Raw genomic sequence first — 17,696 nt, 5'->3', positions numbered from 1 at the left:
TCAGTGCATACTGCCGCGCAGCAGCCACCCACTTTCACTTTTGTACACTGCAAGCAAGGACCCAGATGAACGCACCTACCCTGATCGAAAGCGTCAGCGCCGACTCGCTGACCAACCTCTTGCAAGAGTCCGGCTACCGCGTCAACCGCGCCGAGCAGGGCGGTTCGGTACAACTGCTCAGCGCCAGCCAGGGTGTGGGCTATACCCTGCGTTTCGGCAACCCGGCCGCCACCGAGGGGCAGTACCTCGACTTCACCTTCAGTTGCGCGCTGCATATCCAGGGCGAACTGCCGGAGAACCTGGTCAACCAGTGGAACGCTTCGCGGCGTTTCTCCCGGCTCTCGGTGCAGGGCGGCTTCCTCGTGCTGGAGAAGGACGTGGTCGTGGCCGAAGGCGTCGGCGCCCGCTACCTGGCCGGCAGCCTGCTGCTGTGGGACCGTCTGCTGCAGGAGTTCATCGTCTATCTGCGCGACTATGGCCGCGACAACCTTTCCGCAGCGACCACGCCGGCCCAGGGCCAGCCAGGAAGTGACGCGTGAAGGGCAAGACACTCTGGCTTGGCGTTGGCGCCCTGGCCGTACTGGCCGCCGCCGTTTCCCTGACCCAGCGTCACGAACCGGTGTCGGCGGTAGCGGCCACCCTGCCTGCGGTGAAGGACGACACCCCGTCCCTGGCCCGCCTGGGCGACCAGCAGATCAGCACCCACGAACTGGAGGTGCTCTTTGCGCAGTTGCCGGAGCAGGTGCGTCAGCAACTGCGTGCCAACCGGCCGACGCTGGAAACCTGGATCCGCGCCCGCCTGGCGGAGAAGGCCCTGTACCAGCAGGCCGTGACCGAAGGCTGGTCACAGCGCCCCGAGGTGCAGGCGCAGACCCAGGCGGCCGTCGAGCAGATCGTGCTGCGCAGCTACCTGAACAATGTCTCCCAGGTGCCGGACGACTACCCGAGCGAGGATGATCTGCAACAGGCCTATGACAGCCAGAAGGCCGCGTTGCAGATACCGGCGGGCTATCGCCTGAGCCAGATCTTCCTGGCCGTCCCGGACAAGGAGTCGGAAGAGAGCGTACGCAAGCAGGCCCAGGCCCTGAGCAAGCGTGCACAAGCGGCCGGGGCGGACTTCGCCGAACTGGCGCGCACCTATTCGCAGGACTCGGGCAGCGCCGCACAGGGTGGCGATATCGGCCTGCAGCCCTTGGCCCAACTGCTGCCGGAAGTTCGCGGCGCAGTGCCCAAGCTCAAGGTCGGGGAAGTGAGTGCGCCCCTGCAAAGCCCCCTGGGGTTCCATATCGTCAAGCTGACCGAAACCCAGGCCGCGCGCGAGGCCAGCTTCTACGAAGTGCGTGAGCAACTGCGGCAGATACTCCGGACGCAACGTCAGGAGCAGGCGGCCAAGGCCTATGTCGATGGCATGCTCAACAACGCCACGCTGAGCATCGACGGCGCGGCCCTCAGCAAGCTCCTCGAAACGCCGCAGTGATGCAGCCCCAGCCAAGGCCCGGAATGCTCGGGCCCTGGCTGTTGGCACGCCCCGTCGGTGCACCAGGCACCGACGCATGGCGCCTTGCCGTGCACCATCGAGGGGCATCATGGCGACCAAGGCATTCAAACTCCCACACTGATCGATCCTGTCCAAACCCTCCCATCGCGTAGGGTGCGCCGCGCGCACCGTTTTTGCCGCCTGTTTGCTGCCTGGTGCGCATGGCGCACCCTACATGGCTTTATCGTTGCTATCGTCTGCGAATGAGACGCTATCGTGCGGATATCGATGCACGCATATAGGGCTTCGATACCCACCGCCAGGCACCAATTCGGACCGTTGTCAGCGGGTCGTGTACGGGTCTTGCAAGCGGTCGTCACTGCAAGGTGGCGCCCAGGACCGGTCGCGCCGCCGCACGCAATGTGCGCTCGCCGCCCCAGGCACAGGGGCATGGCCAGCGCCGGAACGATCGCCCGAGGTAGCCCGTGGCCGCTTACACCCTGCGTCAGCTCAAGTATTTCGTCACCACCGTCGAGTGCGGCAGCGTTGCCGAGGCATCGCGCAAGCTGTACATCGCCCAGCCGTCCATCTCCACCGCCGTGAAGGGGCTGGAGGAAAGTTTCGGCGTGCAACTGTTCATCCGCCACCACGCCCAGGGGGTCTCGCTGACCCCCGGTGGGGCGCGTTTCTACCGCAAGGCGCGGGAGTTGCTGCGTTTTGCCCACGAGTTCGAGCAGAACGCCCTGGCGGACAACGACGTGGTGGCCGGGCAGATCGACATCGGCTGCTTCGAAACGGTGGCGCCGCTCTACCTGCCACGGCTGATCGCCGGTTTCCACGAACGCTACCCGGGGGTGGAGATACGCCTGCAGGATGGCGAGCAGCAGGAGCTGGTGCAGGGGCTGACTACCGGGCGCTTCGACCTGGCGATCCTCTACAAGCACGACCTCGACGCCAGCATCGCCAGTGAGCCGCTGATGCCCGCGCAACGACCCTACGCGCTGCTGCCCGCTGGCCACCGCTTCGCCCGGCAGGCGCAGGTGTCGCTGCGCGAGCTGGTGCTGGAGCCGATGATCCTGCTCGGGGTGCTGCCGAGTCGCACCTACTTCGTCAGCATCTTCGAGGAACTGGGGCTCAGCCCGAACATCGTCTTCAGCTCGCCGTCCATCGAGATGGTGCGCGGCATGGTCGGCCAGGGGTTCGGCTTCTCGGTGCTGGTGACCCGCCCGCATGCGCAGACCACCTATGACGGCAAGCAGGTGGTCTGTGTGCCGATCAGCGACGCGGTCACCGGCTCCGGCCTGGTCGCGGCCTGGTTGCAACGGGCGCAGCTGACACGTCCGGCGCAGTTGTTCGTCGACTACTGCAAGGAGTGCCTGGCGCCGGAGTAGCCGCCCCAAGCCGCGTGCAACCTTCGCGGCTCCGCGCAACGCTTTGCTTGCCGCTTGCCGCTTGCCGCTTGCCGCTTGCCGCTTGCCGCTTGCCGCTTGCCCAAGCCACCTTTTCCCTTGCCAGCGACGACAAAAAACATAATTTCGCGAATGCCGGGCTCTGCCCAGAATGCGGCCAACACCGCCCGGCAGTCTCGAATCGAGCAGGGCGGCCACGCATCATCATTCGAGCAGGCACGCCATGAACGATCTCAAGCAGCACGCGGCCAGGACCGCAGGCATCACCGAAACAGACACCCTCGTCGTCGGCGCCGGTCAGGCCGGCGTGGCCATGAGCGAACACCTGAGCAAACTCGGCGTGCCGCACCTGGTGCTGGAGCGCAAGCGCATTGCCGAGCGCTGGCGCAGCGAGCGCTGGGATTCGCTGGTGGCCAACGGCCCGGCCTGGCACGACCGCTTCCCCGGCCTGGAATTCGATGACCTCGACCCCGACGCCTTCGCCTCGAAGGAGCGCATCGCCGACTACTTCGAAGCCTATGCCAGGCAATTCAACGCGCCGATCCGCACCGGCGTCGAAGTGCTCAAGGTCGAGCGCAATGTCGGGCGCCCCGGCTTTCGCGTGGAAACCTCCGACGGCGTGATCGAAGCCCGGCGCGTGGTGGCGGCCACCGGCCCGTTCCAGCGCCCGCTGATCCCGGCCATCGCCCCGGCGGATGCGCGCCTGACTCAGCTGCACTCGGTGGAATACCGCAACCCGCAGCAGTTGCCCGAAGGCGCCGTGCTGGTGGTGGGCGCCGGCTCCTCGGGGGTGCAGATCGCCGATGAGCTGAACCGCGCCGGGCGCAAGGTCTACCTGTCGGTCGGCCCCCACGACCGTCCGCCGCGCAGCTACCGCAACCGCGATTTCGTCTGGTGGCTGGGTGTGCTCGGGCTGTGGGACATGGAAACCGTGCAGCCGGGCAAGGAGCACGTCACTATCGCCGTCAGCGGCGCCCGGGGCGGCAACACCATCGACTTCCGCGAACTGGCGCAGCAGGGCATCACTCTGGTCGGCCTGACCAAGGCCTTCGCCGATGGCGTGGCGAGCTTCCAGCCGGACCTGGCCGACAACCTGGCGGCGGGCGACGAGAACTACCGCTCGCTGCTGGACGCCGCCGATGCCTACATCGCCCGCAACGGCCTCGACCTGCCGGAAGAGCCCGAAGCGCGCCGGACCTTCCCCGAGCCGGAGTGCGTCCGCCAGCCGATCCTCGACCTCGACCTGGCCGAGGCGGGCGTCACCACTGTCATCTGGGCCACCGGCTTTGCCGTGGACTTCGGCTGGCTGCCCGAGAGCGCCCTGGATGCCTGCGGCAAGCCCAGCCACCAGCGCGGTGTGTCCAGCGAGCCGGGGGTGTACTTCCTCGGCCTGCCGTGGCTGTCGCGGCGCGGGTCCACCTTTATCTGGGGTGTCTGGCACGACGCCAGGCACATCGCCGACCACATCGCCACGCAGCGCAAATACGGCGACTACCTCGACGCCACGCAGCGCGAGGCCGAAGCACCCGCACAGAACGCCACTCGCCAGGGAGCCCGCTGATGCCGACCCATACCCGTATCCGCATGTTCAACACCAAGGTCACCTACCCCAACCAGACCCTGGACAACGACCTCTGCCAGGCCGTGCGCGCCGGCAACACGGTCTATGTGCGCGGCCAGGTAGGCACCGACTTCGACGGCAACCTAGTCGGCCTCGGCGATCCGCGCGCCCAGGCCGAGCAGGCGATGAAGAACGTCAAGCAACTGCTGGAGGAGGCGGGCTCGGACCTGTCCCATATCGTCAAGACCACCACCTACATCATCGACCCGCGCTACCGCGAGCCGGTGTACCAGGAGGTCGGCAAGTGGCTGAAGGGCGTCTTCCCGATTTCCACCGGGCTGGTGATCAGCGCCCTGGCACAGCCGCAGTGGCTGATGGAAATCGACGTGATCGCGGTGATCCCCGAGTGACACGCGTCGAGTGCTTTTCGTAGGGTGCGCCATGCGCACCCCATCGCTGGTTTATCTGTCACGGGTGCGCATGGCGCACCCTACTTGAAGGAAAGCCCATGACCTTTTCCATCGTCGGCCGTTGCGCCGAAACCGGGCAACTGGGCATCGCCATCAGCTCGTCGAGCATCGCCGTGGGCGCCCGCTGCCCTTGGTTGCGCGCCGGCGTGGGTGCGGTGTCCACGCAGAACGTCACGCTGCCGGCGCTCGGCCCGCAGACCCTCGACCTGCTCGCCGCCGGCCAGACACCCGCCGAAGCACTGGACAACGCCCTGGCGCGTAATGGCTGGAGCCAGTACCGCCAGGTGGCGGTGCTCGACAGCCAGGGCAACACGGCACTGTTCAGCGGCAGCGAAGCCCTCGGCCTGCACCACGCCCGCGCCGGCGAGCAGTGCGTGGCGGCCGGCAATCTGCTGGCCGACAGCCGTGTGATCGACACCATGCTGGACGCCTTCGAGCAAGCCCCCGGCTGCCTGGCCGACCGCCTGCTGGCCGCCATGCACGCGGCCATGGCGCAGGGCGGCGAGGCCGGGCCGGTGCATTCGGCGGCGCTGCAAGTGGTGGGCGACCTGGTCTGGCCGATCATCGACCTGCGGATAGACTGGGCCGAGACCGATCCCATCGGCGAACTGGATGCCCTCTGGCGCGCCTACCAGCCGCAGATGGACGACTACATCGTGCGCGCCCTCGACCCGACCCAGGCGCCGCGCTACGGCGTACCGGGCGATGAGTGAAGAAACCCCGACAGCCCCAGGGAGCTGCCAGTCCATGCCCAGCCGCGACCTGCTCGCCGACCTGATCGCCTTCGACACCACCAGCCGCGCCTCCAACCTGCTGCTGATCGACTATGTGCGCGGCTACCTGGGGGGCCTGGGCATCGCCAGCGAGCTGCTGTTCAACGAGGACGGCAGCAAGGCCAACCTCTACGCACGCATCGGCCCGGACGGCCCGGGCGGGGTGATGCTGTCCGGCCACAGCGACGTGGTGCCGGTGGACGGCCAGGCCTGGACGCTGCCGCCCTTCGCGCTGAGTGAGCGCGACGGGCGTCTCTACGGGCGCGGCACGGCGGACATGAAGGGCTTTATCGCCTGCGTGCTGGCCAGCCTGCCGGCGTTTCTGCGCAAGCCGCTGCGCCTGCCGCTGCATATCGCCATCTCCTATGACGAGGAAGTCGGTTGCCTCGGCGTACGCAGCCTTGTCGAACACCTGCGCGCCAGCCCCGAGTGGCCGGCCATCTGCCTGATCGGCGAGCCCACCGGCATGCGCCCGGTGCTCGGCCACAAGGGCAAGCTGGCGATGCGCTGCGAGGTGCACGGCGCGGCCTGCCATTCGGCCTATGCGCCGCAAGGCGTCAACGCCATCGAGTACGCGGCGCGGCTGATTGGCCGGCTCGGCGAGATCGGCCAGCGCCTGGCTGTGCCAGAGCGCCAGGATGAGCGTTTCGACCCGCCGTTCTCCACCGTGCAGACCGGCGTCATCCAGGGCGGCAGCGCGCTGAATATCGTCCCCGCCGAATGCCGCTTCGACTTCGAGATGCGCGCCCTGCCGGGCGACGATCCGCAGACGGTGGCCGCCGAACTGCGCGACTACGCCGAGGACGAACTGCTGCCACGTATGCGCGCCGTCAGTGCGGCCAGCGACATCCGCTTCAGTGAATTGTCCGCCTATCCCGGCCTGTTCACCGACCCCGGCAGCGACGCCGCGCGCCTGCTGGCGCTGCTGTGTGGCCGTGACGATTTCTCCACCGTCGCCTTCGGCACCGAGGGCGGCCTGTTCGACGCCGCCGGTATCGCCACCGTGGTCTGCGGCCCCGGCAGCATGGAGCAGGGGCACAAGCCGGACGAGTTCGTCAGCCTGGAGCAACTGGCGGCCTGCGATGCCCTGCTGGCGCGGCTGGCCGAGTGGATGCAGGCGGATGCCTGAGCATGTCTCCCCTCTCCCATTCATGGGAGAGGGGCCGGGGGAGAGGGCTGGGGGGAAAGTGCCGCTGCGTCTGTCATCCTCTCCCCAGCCCTCTCCCGCAAGCGGGAGAGGGGGCTGAATGTCGTGCGTGACGGCATTTATGGATAGACTGCCGCGACCCTGACGATGGCCGTCCCCGCGTATGAGCAAGCACCGCACCCTGCTGTTTACCCTTCTGATTACCGTTTTCTGGTGCCTGGACGCCAGCGCCCGGTACAGCGTTGAAGCAGTGCCCAACCCCAGGCTCCAGGGCAATGACCAGTACGTCAGCGACCCGGACGGCCATCTCAGCGCGGGCGCCCGTGAACTGCTGAATGCCATCGGGGCGAAGATCGAGGCGGCCAATGGCAGCGAGTTCGCCATGGTGGTGGTCGACGACTACCAGGGAGCGAGCGATTTCGACTTTGCCCTCGACCTGTTCAGGCACTGGGGCATCGGCAAGCAGGGCAGCGACAACGGCCTGCTGCTGTTCCTCGCCATGGACCGGCGTGAGTACCGTTTCACCAGCGGCTATGGCGTGGAGGGCATTTTCCCCGACGCCCTGCTGCGGCAGATCGGCGAGCAATTCCTGGTGCCTTACCTGAAGAGCGGCGACACCGACAGGGCACTGCTGGTCACCGCGAAAGCCGTCGAGACGGTCTTCCTGTCGCCGGAGCATCGCCTCGAACTGAGCGACTTGCAGGCCTACCAGCCGTCGTTCTGGAGCCTGCATGGTCGGGCTCTGGAACAGAGCCTGGTGGTGATCGCGTTGTTTGCCGTCGCCTTTATCTGGATCAGCCTGGCCCGTCGCCGGGTGTTGCGCCAGCGCGGCATCCAGGCGAAGTCGTATGCCGGGCATCCGTTCGCCTACGCCTGCTTCGCCTTCCTGCTCCTGCTGTTCCTCAGCCTGTTCGTTTTCGTCTTCGTGTTCGACTCGCTGGAGCGGGTCTACCGGCTCGGCAACCTGCCGGGCTTTATCGGCGTGTTCTGCAGCCTGGTGCTGTTCTTTCACTTCTATGGTTGCCGCCAGTTCATCAAGACCCGCACCAAGGACCGCAAGACCAGCCTCGACATGCAGGTCGCGTTCGCCAGGTGGACACTGCTGCCGCTGCTGCTGGCGCCGCTTGCCTACAAGGCCTACTACGACCTTGTACGGCAGAGCCGCGACGCCCGTCGCCGCGCGGTGCCGCCCAGCGCGCCCGGCACCTGGGTGCGCCTGGACCGCGCCGCGCCCAAGGCGGAAAAACTGCGCTCGTACCTGACGGCGCAGCAGGTGCGCGAGGACCGGCTGGGGGCCCGCTCCTACGAAATCTGGCTGGACCAGGCCACCGGCCGCAAGCAGGTGATCGCTTTCGCGGGCGAGCATTCGCGGCGCTACTCGACCTGCCCGGGTTGTAACGGCCAGACCTTGCAGCGCCCGACCGTCAAGGTCATCAAGGCGGCCACCCGCAGTCGCAGCGGTATCGGCGAGCGCATCCAGGCATGCGCCTTCTGCAACTACAGCAAATCCTTCGGCCAGGTCACCCTCGCCCAGTTGGCGGACGAAAGCCGCTCCGGCTCGGGTGGTTCATCGGGTGGCGGTAGCTCTGGCGGCAGTTCAGGGGGTGGCTTTGGCGGCGGCTCCAGCGGCGGCGGCGGGGCCGGCGGGCGCTGGTGACGGGCCGCGCTGCGAAAAAAGCCCCTTGCCGACAAAGCGGAAGGGGCGAGGCACCCACTCGAACGGAGTTGTCCAGAACCCACGGGCATTGCCATGAATGTTGCCGGGATGGAAGTCGCGAACCTGTCCTGCCCGTGGTGAACCGATTCTAGGAAGCCCCGGCGCAGGCGACCAACTGCGACCTCCTGCCGCAGCCTGGCGGCTGCCCTGGATGCACCGGGCAGGCCATGGGGTCGCCGCCGCCTCATGCGGCGGGTTGTCGCGGTTGAGCGCTGTCACCTGCCTGCCTAGATTCCGTTCGTCGCGCTGGGGGCCGGCGTGACGCGGTCTCCCTGGCGCCAGGCCAACCCGACGAGACCCTGACGATGCTCCTGCCTCCCCGTGCACTGCTGCCCCTGGCCGTGACCCTGTCCATGCTCGCTCCCCTGGCCGCGCAGGCCGATGACCTGGAGCTGTCCGAGATCCATGTCCGCGACGCTGGCGACAGCGGCTACAAGGCCGGCAAGGCCAGCGTCGCCAGCAAGGTGGCGCTGACGCCACGTGAGATCCCCGAGTCGATCTCGGTGCTGACGCGCCAGCAGATGGACGACCAGAACATGGTCGGCATGGAGCAGGCGCTGCAGCAGGTCACCGGCGTCAATGTCATCGCCAACGACACCCTGAGCCACCAGTACTACGCCCGTGGCTATGCCTTGGGGGTGATGTACGACGGCATTCCCTCCTACAACGGCATGACGCCTTCGCACCACTTCGACCTGGCCCTATACGAGCGCATCGAGGTGCTGCGCGGCCCGGCCGGGCTGATGCGCGGTGTCGGCGAGCCGGGTGGTTCGGTCAACCTGGTGAAGAAGAAACCGCAGGAGCGCTTCGGCCTGTCCTGGAAGACCAGCGCCGGCTCCTGGGACAACTACCGGGCGGAAGCCGATGTCACCGGCCCGCTGAGCCAGGATGGCCGGCTGCGTGGCCGGCTGGTGATGGCCGGGCAGGCGCAGCGCTACTTCTACGAACAGACCGACAGCGACAAATGGCTCGGCATGGCCGCGCTGGACTACGACCTGGGCGCCGATACGCTGCTGTCGCTTTCCTACAGCCAGCAGGACCAGGAGGTCGTGGCGCCCTGGTCGGGCCTGCCGGCGTCTTCGGTGGCCGGCGCCGATGGCTACTTTCCGTTGCTGGATGTCTCCCGTTCCACCTTCAATGCGCCGGGCTGGGGTGGCATGCGCTACGACACCCGTGAGCTGGCCCTGGCCCTGGAGCATCGCCTCGGCAATGGCTGGGTGGCCCGCCTGGCGGCCAACCACCGCGTGCAGAACCTCTACTACAAGTACGCCTACACCTCCTCGGGGCTCGACCCGCTGACAGGGCGGATCGACTATTCCAGTTTCCGTGGCGACTACGATTACAGCCGCGACGGCCTCGACCTCTATGCCAGCGGACCATTCGAACTGCTGGGGCGCAGTCACCAGCTGACGCTCGGCGCCAATGCCGAGCGCTACAACAGCGAAGGCCGCTCCGGGCGCGGGCCAGGCTACAGCCAGACACTGTTCGACGATGTGCGGGGGCTGGCGGAGCCATTCATTGCCTACACCTCGGGCAGCGAGAACGAAACGACCCAGCATGGTTTCTACAGCCAGGCGCGCTTCAGCCTGGCGGAGCCGCTGACCCTGGTGCTGGGCGGTCGTACCACCGATTTTCGCAACGAGCGGCGCAACATTGCCCCCTCCGCGCCCACGGCCTGGACGCCGGGCGCCAAGGCCTCCGGCGAGTTCACGCCCTATGGCGGCCTGCTCTATGAGCTGAACCGGCATATCACCCTGTATGGCAGCTACACCGATATCTTCGTGCCGCAGACGCAATCGAAGGCGGATGGCGGCGTGCTCGACCCACGGATCGGCCGCCAGTACGAGGTGGGCGGCAAGAGCGCCTGGTTCGACGAACGGCTGGCCGTCTCGCTGGCCTGGTTCGACCTGCAGGACAAGAACCGCGCCTATGCCGACCCGGACTACCCCACGCAGAGCTTCTACCTCAATGCCGGCAGGGTGCAGAGCCGTGGCTGGGAAGTCGAAGTGGTCGGCCGCCCCCTGGCCGGGCTGGAGCTGATGGCCGGCTACACGCGCCTGACCACCCGCTACCTGAAGGACCGCAACAACGAAGGCCTGACCTACTCGATCCAGACCCCGAAGCACCAGTTCAAGCTATGGAGCCACTACGCCATCCAGGGCGGCGCACTGGATGGCCTCAGCCTGGGGCTCGGCGTACTGGCCAACAGCGCGGTGCAAAGCTCGCGAGGCTGGCGCGACGAGGTGGCCAACAGCGGTCATGCGGTGCTCAATGGCCGGATCGGCTACCGCATCGACGAGCACTACAGCATCGGCCTGAACGCCAACAACCTGCTGGACCGCAGGTACTACGCCAGCGTCGGCACGCCGAACATCTACAACTTCTACGGCGAGCCGCGCAACCTCGCCCTGACCCTCAGCGCGTCCTACTGATCCTGGCCGAGCAGCGCGGGCAGATGCTCGACCAGTGCCTCCACCCGCAGAGGGCCGCGCACGAAGCCCCGCTGCCGGCCCTCGGGGTCGATCAGCGCCAGGTGCCCGCTATGGTCGACCGTGTAGTACGGCTGCGTGGTGTCGCCGGGAATAAAGGACAGGCCGAGGGTGTTGGCGGCAGTTTGCACGACCTCCAGTTCACCGCGCAGGCCGATGAAATCCCGGTGGAAGTGGCTGACATAGCGTTGCAGCTGCTCGGCGCTGTCGCGCTGCGGATCGACGCTGACCATCACCACCCGCAGGCGCTCCCGCGCCTCTGGTGGTAGCCAGGTATAGAGCGCGCGCAACTCGCTGAGCGCGGTCGGGCAGATGTCCGGGCAGAAGGTGTAGCCGAACAGCATCAACGTCCATTTGCCCGAGAAGAACGCCGGTCCGAACGCCTGGCCATCGAGGCTGGTCAGCTCCGCCGGTGGCAGCTCGCGGGCTTCCGGCAGCAGGATGATGCCGGCTTCCAGCGCCCCCTGCGGGTCGAGCCCGGCGGGGCGTTGGCTCAGATTGAGCAGCAGTGCGGCCAGCAGCGCCAGCAGCATGAGTGGAATCGAATAGCGCAGATAACGCATGGGATGGCTCCTGGGGTGGTGTCGCGGGTTGTATCTGGAGAGGGGCAAGGGCGCACGGTCATTCGGGAATGCGCAGCCAGCGGCGGAAGCCGCCCAGCCCCGCGCCACTGAGCGGCGACCAGGCGAAATCGAAGCGGGCCGGGGGCAACACCTGGATCGCCTCGGCGGGCCCCGCGCCTTCGTGCTTCCACTCCACCAGCGTCATCGGGTAGGCGCTGCTGGCCAGCAGGATGCCCTGGGCGCTGCTGCCATCGTGGCTGGCCCAGCGTGCGGCGGCGGCGCACAGCAGGCTCTCGATCTGCTCGGCACCGACCTGCCGGGCGTATTCGGACTGCAGCAGCCAGCGGCAGACGCTGATATGGAAGGTCCAGTCCTGCACTGGCTGGCGCTGGTAGGCCCAGACCATGAAGCGGCGAAACAGCGCCAGCCCTTCCGGCGGGTCCAGCTTCAGCAATGCGGGGCAGGGGTCGAACAGCATGTGCCAGTAGGGCAGTAGGCCGGCGTCGAGCACGATGAACGAGCGGGCATTATTCGGGTAATCGGGAAACAGTGGTTCGCCGGCGATACGCGCGGCTTTCGGGCGGTATGAGCGCATGGGCGCATGCTCCTGGTGATGTCGGCCAGGTGGCCGGAACGGAACCGTCGGTGGTTCCGGTTGCAGGCATCAACCGAGGGCAGGGGGCGCGCGTGAGTGTGCGGCGGGGAAGCGCCGCTCCAGCGGGCAGGACCTGGCCGCCAGGGTGACGGGCGCGGCGGGTGCGGCGCCAAGGGCGAAGCCGCTCCAGTCGCGGTTGCCCAGCGCCGGGCTGTGGACGAGCAGGGAGCAGTAGCCGCAGGCATCCAGGTGCGTTGCCGCGGGCTCGGGCGTGGGCGACGCCGGGGCCTGTGCGTGGCCGTCATGGCAGGCCAGCTCGGCCAGCCATGACCAGTCCTGATGCTCGGCGCGCCACTGGGAAACCAGCGGCGCCAGGGCGATCAGGGCGAATGCCAGCAGGCCGAGGCAGGCGCCCAGCCGTCGTCTGCGCAGGGGCATCGACATCAGTGCGCGTGATGCCCGCCATGGCCGTTCTCGGCGGCGCCGGACGGCTTGGGCGCCTCCTTCTGCACGGCCACTTCCACCTGCACTTCACCGGCCTTCTCGAAGGTCAGGGTCAGCGGGAAGCGCTCCCCGGCCGAGGCCTGGCGCTTCAGGTTGAACAGCATCACGTGGTAGCCCATGGGCTCGAAGCGCACCTCGCCCCCGGCGGGGATGGCCACGTCGGTCACGTGCTGCATCTTCATCACGCCATCTGCATGCACATGTTCGTGCAGCTCGGCCTTGCCGGCCAGCGGCGTGCTGGCGCCGAGCAGGCGGTCGGCTTCGTTGCCGGTGTTGTGCACCACGAAATAGGCTGCCGAGGTCGGCGCCACTGGCGGCATCTCGCGCGACCACGGGTGCTCGATATGCAATGGGCCGGCAGCGTACTCGTGGGCCTGGGCCAGCAGGGCGGGTAGCAGAAGACCGAGGCCGAGCAATGCGTTCTTGAATGTCATGGAGGTCTCTCCTGGGTGGGAATGGAACTGTGATCGGAGCCAGGCACTGCGTCTGGCAGGGGCCTGTTTGGTATGCATGTGGGGCAGTAGAACCTTGCCTGTGTCCCCCTGTTTTGCGACAGGGCAGGTTGCGGTCCTTTCGCTCGCAAGAAGCGGGCGCCGGTTCAGGCCGTGAGAAAGGGGGAGGCTCGCGGATTGGCGGGGGCCACGCGTGGCGTGCGGGGTGCCTGTGCGGCGGAGCGGGCAGCGGGCGGGCGCTGTCGGCGGCCAGGCGCCCGAACAACCCGAAGAATGCGGCCAGGATGATGGCGCTGAAGGACGAACTCAGCACGCAGCTCTCACTGCTCAGGATCGGCGCGGCCAGGCCCATGTCGTCGGCACTGCCGCCTTGCAGGCTGCAATAGCCTGCGTCCAGGCCACTGAGTTGCAAACCCGCCACCTGCCCATGGCCGACCGCGCAGACGAGCGCGGCGAACAGGATGCTCGAATAGAGTACCCAGGCGATCAGGCTGCGGTCTTTGCGGATCAGCTTCATGGGGCGCGACTCTATCAGCTAAGCCACGGTGTGGGTATTGGACCTGACCGCGCAGGGGTCGCAGGGTGTGATGGGTATGCCGGACCTGCGGATGCCATGCTTGCGAACCAGGCAAGCGCGACTATCGTCCTGCCGTGGGCGCCAGGGGCAATCGCTAGAATGGCGCCTCCCTAACCCTCTAGTTACAGGTATTACCCATGTCGCGAGCCGTTCGTGTTGTGCGCACCCTTTCCCTTGGTCTGGCCTTGGCACTGGGTGCAGGGCAGGCGTCGGCCGCCGGGGCCCTGGCCATCGACAGCAACCAGGGCGACCAATATGGCTTTGCCTACAGCTACGCCGACTTCGGCCAGGCCCAGGCCCGTGCGCTGAACGAGTGCGGCGCGGGCTGCCAGGTCGTCCTGCAATTCGCCAATGAGTGCGCGGCCTATGCAGCGGACCAGGCCAGCGGTTCGAGCATCTATGGCTGGGCCACGGCATCCTCTTCGGGGGCTGCACAAGGCGGCGCCATTTCCCAGTGCCAGGCGCAGGGCGGCAGCAGCTGCACGGTGCGCGTCTGGGGATGCGAGGACTGATCGCGTCCGGCACAGAAGACAACACCTCTTCCGCTTCCGGCCAGAAGCAGATCGCTCTGGTTGGAAGACGGCTCTTTCTCGCTATATCGCGGCAACCGCAGCGGCCCTGGCGCGCCAGGCGGCCCCCAGCACCATCAACAGCCCCAGGCCGGCCATCGCCGCCCCCGCCAGGGAAATCGCCGGATAGCCCAGCCCGGCATTGATCACCGCGCCACCCAGCGCCGCGCCAATCGCATTGCCCAGGTTGAACGCGCCGATGTTCACCGCCGACGCCAGGTTGGGCGCGTCCTTGGCCGCTTCCATCACGCGCATCTGCAACGGCGGCACCAGGGCGAAGCTGGCGATACCCCAGATCAGGATCGACACAGCGGCCGGCAGCGGCCAGCGCATCAGCACGGCGAACGCCAGCAGCACCGCGATCAGCAGGCCCAGCGAGACGATCAGGGTGCGGTCGATCGAACGGTCCGCGGCCCTGCCGCCCCAGATATTGCCCAGGGTCAGGCCGATGCCGTACAGCATCAGCATGGCCGTGACAAAAGTTGTGGAGGCGTGTGTCTCGCTTTTGAGGATGGGTGCGATATAGGTGAACACGGTGAACATCGCACTCGAACCGACCACGGTCAGGGCCAGCGCCGCCAGCACCGGGCCACGGCCCAGCACACGGATTTCCGCCAGCACGCCATCGCTTTTCTGCAACGGCACGTCCGGCAGGGCGAACCACAGCGCGGCCATGGTCACCACGCCCAGGCCGGCGATCCCCCAGAACGCCGTGCGCCAGCCGAGCAGATCGCCGAACCAGGTGGCCAACGGCACGCCGCCGATGGTCGCCAGCGTCAGGCCCATGAACATCGCCGCCACGGCGCCGGCGCGCTTGTCCGGTGCCACCACGCTGGCGGCGACGATGGAGCCGACGCCGAAGAACGCGCCATGGTTGAGCGACGTCACCACCCGCGCCACCAGCAGGCTGTAGTAGTCGGTCGCCAGCGCCGACATCAGGTTGCCCAGGGTGAAGATGGCCATCAGCCCGATCAGCAGGTAGCGCCGGGGAATGCGGCCGGTGGTCAGGGTCATCAGCGGCGCGCCGAGCAGCACGCCGATGGCATAGGCGCTGACCAGCAGGCCCGCCGCCGGGATCGACACGCCGAGGTCGGCGGCGATGCCGGGCAACATGCCCATGGGGGCGAACTCGGTCACACCGATACCGAAGGCACCGATGGAGAGTGCGACGAGGGGAGGGTTGATACGCATGCAAGGCTCCTTATCTATGCCGCGAATGCTACGATCCGGTTTTTTCAGGCGCTAGCCCGCTTTAGCGACAAGCACCTTTGCGTGAGAGGCATAAATGGACGTCAACGGCAGGTCCGGGGAGATGGAAGTGTTCGCCCAGGTGGCGCAGGCCGGGAGCCTGTCGGCCGCTGCCCGGGCGCTGGGGCTGACGCCCTCGGCGGTCAGCCGCATCATCGCCCGCACCGAACAGCGCCTCGGCACCCGCCTGCTGTTGCGCACCACGCGCAAGATCACCCTGACCGCCGAGGGCGAGGCCTACCTGCGCGGCGCCCGGCGCATCCTCGCTGACATGGGCGAGGTGGAAGCCGCCATCGCCGACCAGGGCGTGCCGAAAGGCCGGCTGCGGGTCAGCGCTGCCCTCGGCCACGGTCGCCTGGCCATCGTGCCGCTGGTGGCAGCGTTCAGCGCCCGCTACCCGGATATCCTCGTCGACCTCTCCCTGGGCGACGAAGTGGTCGATATCCTCGGCGGCCAGGCCGATGTCGCGGTGCGTTTCGGCAACCTGCCCGACAGCCCCCTGAGCGCCCGCCGCATCGGCAGCACCGGCCAGGTGGTGGTGGCCGCTCCTAGCTATCTGCAACGCCACGGTACGCCACAGACGCCGGAAGACCTGCTGCGGTACAACTGCCTGCGCTTCAACTTCCGCCGCGCCGAACCCAACTGGCCCTTCGCCCGCGATGGCCGCGAGTTCTCCCTCAAGGTCAGTGGCAATATCCAGTGCAGCAGTGGCGAGGCCCTGGCGCAACTGGCCAGGGTCGGCGCCGGCATCGCCCGCATCGGCGCCTTCAGCGTGGCCGAGGACATACAGCGCGGCGACCTGCTGCCCCTGCTGGAAGCCTGGAACCCCGGCGACCAGGAGCCGATCCACGCCGTCTTCGTCGGCGGAGCGGCGATGCCGGCGCGGGTGCGGGTGTTCGTGGATTTCCTGGTGGAGCACCATCGGATATAGGGTGGTCTTGTGCGGCAGAAGTGGGGCGTGAGGTTGGGTGTAGGAGGTGAGCGAGTTATTCATTCGGCCTCTCGACCCTGTGTTGCGAGCCCGGCCAGCCCCTCTACGCAACACGCATGAATACGTCCCTGTAGCTCTACGCCGACATCCCTGTCGGCGAAGGTTGCTCCGAGGGGCTGGCCGGGCTCGCGGTCAATACCGAAGTGACCCAGGGGGAAAAGCTCACCCCGTCGCTCCCGCGCAGGCGGGAGTCTAGGTGCGCAAGGCTAAGGCCAGCGGGCTTCTTCCTACAGTCACCGCCGCAGACGGCTGTGCGGATGCCAGGAGCGATGAGCGCAAGGCCACCGTATCGTGGGCCAGGCAAAACCCGTACCGGACAGCAGTGCGCGCAGGCGGGAACCTAGGTGCGCGGACTCACGACCAACGAACTTCTCCTACAAACACCGCCGAAGACGGCTGGATGTCCAGAGCGGAAAGTGACGTTCTGGCTCAAGAGCGTGCATGACCTGGAAATGTGAACTGCTTGGCAGATTCCGGCGCTCGATATTGACTCTATTGGTTGTGCCCATATGCTGGCGGCTCGGAGCTTGATAACTCCTTTCAGGCGGGCAAAGCCGTAACCCGGAAACATTTACGGTTTCTTTCTGAAAGGTTCTCTGATGAAAAACCGCAAACTCAAAGTCCGTCCCGGCTTCTACGATTACCAATATTCCTCGGCACGCCGTCGAGAACAATATAAAGCCAGCCCCGCCGTCCCCTTTATCCTGCTGAAAGGCTACTGGCTGGAAAAAGCCAGCTTCCTGATCAATAAACCCGTTAATGTCGAGGTGCGAGAGGGGCAGTTGATATTGACGGTTGAAGGTAGCTAATTTCGGTAAAGAGGCTTTGCTTCATATGTTATAGTAATGAGGGCAGGTTTTGTACAGGAATGTAATCGAAAATCTGTCCTCTTTTTCTAAGTATTGTAAGTGTACTATTCCGGCCAAAAGAAGTCAGTCGGAGGTGTCTGCGAATCCTGAAGCAATTAACTTCTACTCTCGCAGCATCCCGCTAACCAGTATGCCTCTCTGTTTGTCTGTACTTGCTCGAAGTGAAAACTCGTGTGGATCTGTTCCGGGCAGCGTCTGCAAGGTTGTTGTACCATCTGGCAAAAATGTAGGATTCGGTCAATTCATAGCTTTTATACTGATGGACAGTGTGCATAAACTTGGGTA

General features: G+C 66.6%; 17 protein-coding genes. 12 read left to right on the top strand and 5 right to left on the bottom strand.

The window, feature by feature from the left end:
- The first annotated feature begins 65 nt into the window (after positions 1–65).
- From HW090_RS09630 to HW090_RS09590, 9 genes are all read left to right on the top strand, one after another.
- Complete coding sequence (locus tag HW090_RS09630) at positions 66–539, top strand: YbjN domain-containing protein (protein WP_179113325.1); 474 nt, start codon at positions 66–68, stop codon at positions 537–539.
- Entirely contained in the window at positions 536–1,477 is a 942-nt protein-coding gene (locus HW090_RS09625; protein ID WP_179113324.1) for a peptidylprolyl isomerase, read from the top strand. Before HW090_RS09630 ends, HW090_RS09625 begins: the two co-directional genes overlap by 4 nt.
- Positions 1,478–1,962: 485 nt before the next feature.
- On the top strand, positions 1,963–2,868 hold the full coding sequence (locus tag HW090_RS09620; protein ID WP_179113323.1) for a LysR substrate-binding domain-containing protein: 906 nt from the start codon (positions 1,963–1,965) through the stop codon (positions 2,866–2,868).
- Positions 2,869–3,109: 241 nt separating this feature from the next.
- Positions 3,110–4,447: an NAD(P)/FAD-dependent oxidoreductase gene (locus HW090_RS09615; protein WP_179113322.1), complete on the top strand. Its 1,338-nt coding sequence runs from the start codon at positions 3,110–3,112 to the stop codon at positions 4,445–4,447.
- Complete coding sequence (locus HW090_RS09610; RefSeq protein WP_179113321.1) at positions 4,447–4,857, top strand: RidA family protein; 411 nt, start codon at positions 4,447–4,449, stop codon at positions 4,855–4,857. Before HW090_RS09615 ends, HW090_RS09610 begins: the two co-directional genes overlap by 1 nt.
- Positions 4,858–4,955: 98 nt before the next feature.
- Complete coding sequence (locus tag HW090_RS09605; RefSeq protein WP_179113320.1) at positions 4,956–5,630, top strand: DUF1028 domain-containing protein; 675 nt, start codon at positions 4,956–4,958, stop codon at positions 5,628–5,630.
- A 34-nt stretch (positions 5,631–5,664) separates the two neighbouring features.
- A complete protein-coding gene (argE, locus tag HW090_RS09600; protein WP_179113319.1) occupies positions 5,665–6,819 on the top strand; it encodes an acetylornithine deacetylase in 1,155 nt (384 codons plus the stop codon).
- A gap of 181 nt (positions 6,820–7,000) precedes the next feature.
- Positions 7,001–8,494, top strand: a complete 1,494-nt coding sequence (locus tag HW090_RS18015; RefSeq protein ID WP_179113318.1) for a YgcG family protein — start codon at positions 7,001–7,003, stop codon at positions 8,492–8,494.
- Positions 8,495–8,859: 365 nt separating this feature from the next.
- Entirely contained in the window at positions 8,860–10,986 is a 2,127-nt protein-coding gene (locus HW090_RS09590) for a TonB-dependent siderophore receptor (RefSeq protein ID WP_179113317.1), read from the top strand.
- Here the strand turns inward: HW090_RS09590 and HW090_RS09585 are convergent.
- The 4 genes from HW090_RS09585 to HW090_RS09570 form a co-directional block, all read right to left on the bottom strand.
- Positions 10,980–11,606 (bottom strand): SCO family protein, encoded by a 627-nt coding sequence (locus tag HW090_RS09585; RefSeq protein ID WP_179113316.1) that lies wholly within the window; start codon positions 11,604–11,606, stop codon positions 10,980–10,982. The two genes, HW090_RS09590 and HW090_RS09585, sit on opposite strands and share 7 nt — an antisense overlap.
- Positions 11,607–11,664: 58 nt before the next feature.
- A complete protein-coding gene (locus tag HW090_RS09580) occupies positions 11,665–12,201 on the bottom strand; it encodes a putative natural product biosynthesis protein (protein ID WP_179113315.1) in 537 nt (178 codons plus the stop codon).
- Between the two features lie 69 nt (positions 12,202–12,270).
- Positions 12,271–12,645 (bottom strand): DUF2946 family protein, encoded by a 375-nt coding sequence (locus HW090_RS09575; protein WP_179113314.1) that lies wholly within the window; start codon positions 12,643–12,645, stop codon positions 12,271–12,273.
- On the bottom strand, positions 12,645–13,139 hold the full coding sequence (locus tag HW090_RS09570) for a copper chaperone PCu(A)C (RefSeq protein WP_179113313.1): 495 nt from the start codon (positions 13,137–13,139) through the stop codon (positions 12,645–12,647). Before HW090_RS09570 ends, HW090_RS09575 begins: the two co-directional genes overlap by 1 nt.
- Positions 13,140–13,871: 732 nt before the next feature.
- On the opposite strand from HW090_RS09570, the gene HW090_RS09565 reads away from it, so the two are divergent.
- Complete coding sequence (locus tag HW090_RS09565) at positions 13,872–14,246, top strand: DUF4189 domain-containing protein (protein WP_179113312.1); 375 nt, start codon at positions 13,872–13,874, stop codon at positions 14,244–14,246.
- 81 nt (positions 14,247–14,327) lie between these two features.
- Here HW090_RS09565 and HW090_RS09560 read toward each other — a convergent pair whose 3' ends face one another.
- Entirely contained in the window at positions 14,328–15,494 is a 1,167-nt protein-coding gene (locus HW090_RS09560; RefSeq protein WP_179113311.1) for an MFS transporter, read from the bottom strand.
- 94 nt (positions 15,495–15,588) lie between these two features.
- Here HW090_RS09560 and HW090_RS09555 point away from each other — a divergent pair, with 94 nt between their 5' ends.
- Together HW090_RS09555 and HW090_RS09550 are read left to right on the top strand one after the other, a co-directional pair.
- Positions 15,589–16,482: a LysR family transcriptional regulator gene (locus HW090_RS09555; protein WP_179113310.1), complete on the top strand. Its 894-nt coding sequence runs from the start codon at positions 15,589–15,591 to the stop codon at positions 16,480–16,482.
- A gap of 659 nt (positions 16,483–17,141) precedes the next feature.
- Positions 17,142–17,351 carry a SymE family type I addiction module toxin gene (locus HW090_RS09550; protein WP_179113309.1) on the top strand — a complete coding sequence of 70 codons (210 nt, stop codon included), beginning with the start codon at positions 17,142–17,144 and terminating at the stop codon, positions 17,349–17,351.
- Positions 17,352–17,696: the final 345 nt, after the last annotated feature.

Origin of the sequence: Pseudomonas sp. ABC1, assembly GCF_013395055.1 — a bacterium.
Taxonomy (GTDB): Bacteria; Pseudomonadota; Gammaproteobacteria; order Pseudomonadales; family Pseudomonadaceae; genus Stutzerimonas.
The sequence above is the reverse complement of the archived record's forward strand: the minus strand, read 5'-3'. Positions and strand labels throughout refer to the sequence as shown.

Excerpts from the sequence above, each read along its gene's own strand:
- HW090_RS09630 (WP_179113325.1), top strand. The coding sequence starts at position 66 with ATGAACGCACCTACCCTGATCGAAAGCGTCAGCGCCGACTCGCTGACC.
- HW090_RS09605 (WP_179113320.1), top strand. The coding sequence starts at position 4,956 with ATGACCTTTTCCATCGTCGGCCGTTGCGCCGAAACCGGGCAACTGGGC.
- HW090_RS09560 (WP_179113311.1), bottom strand. The coding sequence starts at position 15,494 with ATGCGTATCAACCCTCCCCTCGTCGCACTCTCCATCGGTGCCTTCGGT.
- argE (WP_179113319.1), top strand. The coding sequence starts at position 5,665 with ATGCCCAGCCGCGACCTGCTCGCCGACCTGATCGCCTTCGACACCACC.
- HW090_RS09590 (WP_179113317.1), top strand. The coding sequence starts at position 8,860 with ATGCTCCTGCCTCCCCGTGCACTGCTGCCCCTGGCCGTGACCCTGTCC.
- HW090_RS09585 (WP_179113316.1), bottom strand. The coding sequence starts at position 11,606 with ATGCGTTATCTGCGCTATTCGATTCCACTCATGCTGCTGGCGCTGCTG.
- HW090_RS09555 (WP_179113310.1), top strand. The coding sequence starts at position 15,589 with ATGGACGTCAACGGCAGGTCCGGGGAGATGGAAGTGTTCGCCCAGGTG.
- HW090_RS09610 (WP_179113321.1), top strand. The coding sequence starts at position 4,447 with ATGCCGACCCATACCCGTATCCGCATGTTCAACACCAAGGTCACCTAC.
- HW090_RS18015 (WP_179113318.1), top strand. The coding sequence starts at position 7,001 with ATGAGCAAGCACCGCACCCTGCTGTTTACCCTTCTGATTACCGTTTTC.
- HW090_RS09550 (WP_179113309.1), top strand. The coding sequence starts at position 17,142 with ATGAAAAACCGCAAACTCAAAGTCCGTCCCGGCTTCTACGATTACCAA.
- HW090_RS09575 (WP_179113314.1), bottom strand. The coding sequence starts at position 12,645 with ATGTCGATGCCCCTGCGCAGACGACGGCTGGGCGCCTGCCTCGGCCTG.
- HW090_RS09570 (WP_179113313.1), bottom strand. The coding sequence starts at position 13,139 with ATGACATTCAAGAACGCATTGCTCGGCCTCGGTCTTCTGCTACCCGCC.
- HW090_RS09615 (WP_179113322.1), top strand. The coding sequence starts at position 3,110 with ATGAACGATCTCAAGCAGCACGCGGCCAGGACCGCAGGCATCACCGAA.
- HW090_RS09580 (WP_179113315.1), bottom strand. The coding sequence starts at position 12,201 with ATGCGCTCATACCGCCCGAAAGCCGCGCGTATCGCCGGCGAACCACTG.
- HW090_RS09565 (WP_179113312.1), top strand. The coding sequence starts at position 13,872 with ATGTCGCGAGCCGTTCGTGTTGTGCGCACCCTTTCCCTTGGTCTGGCC.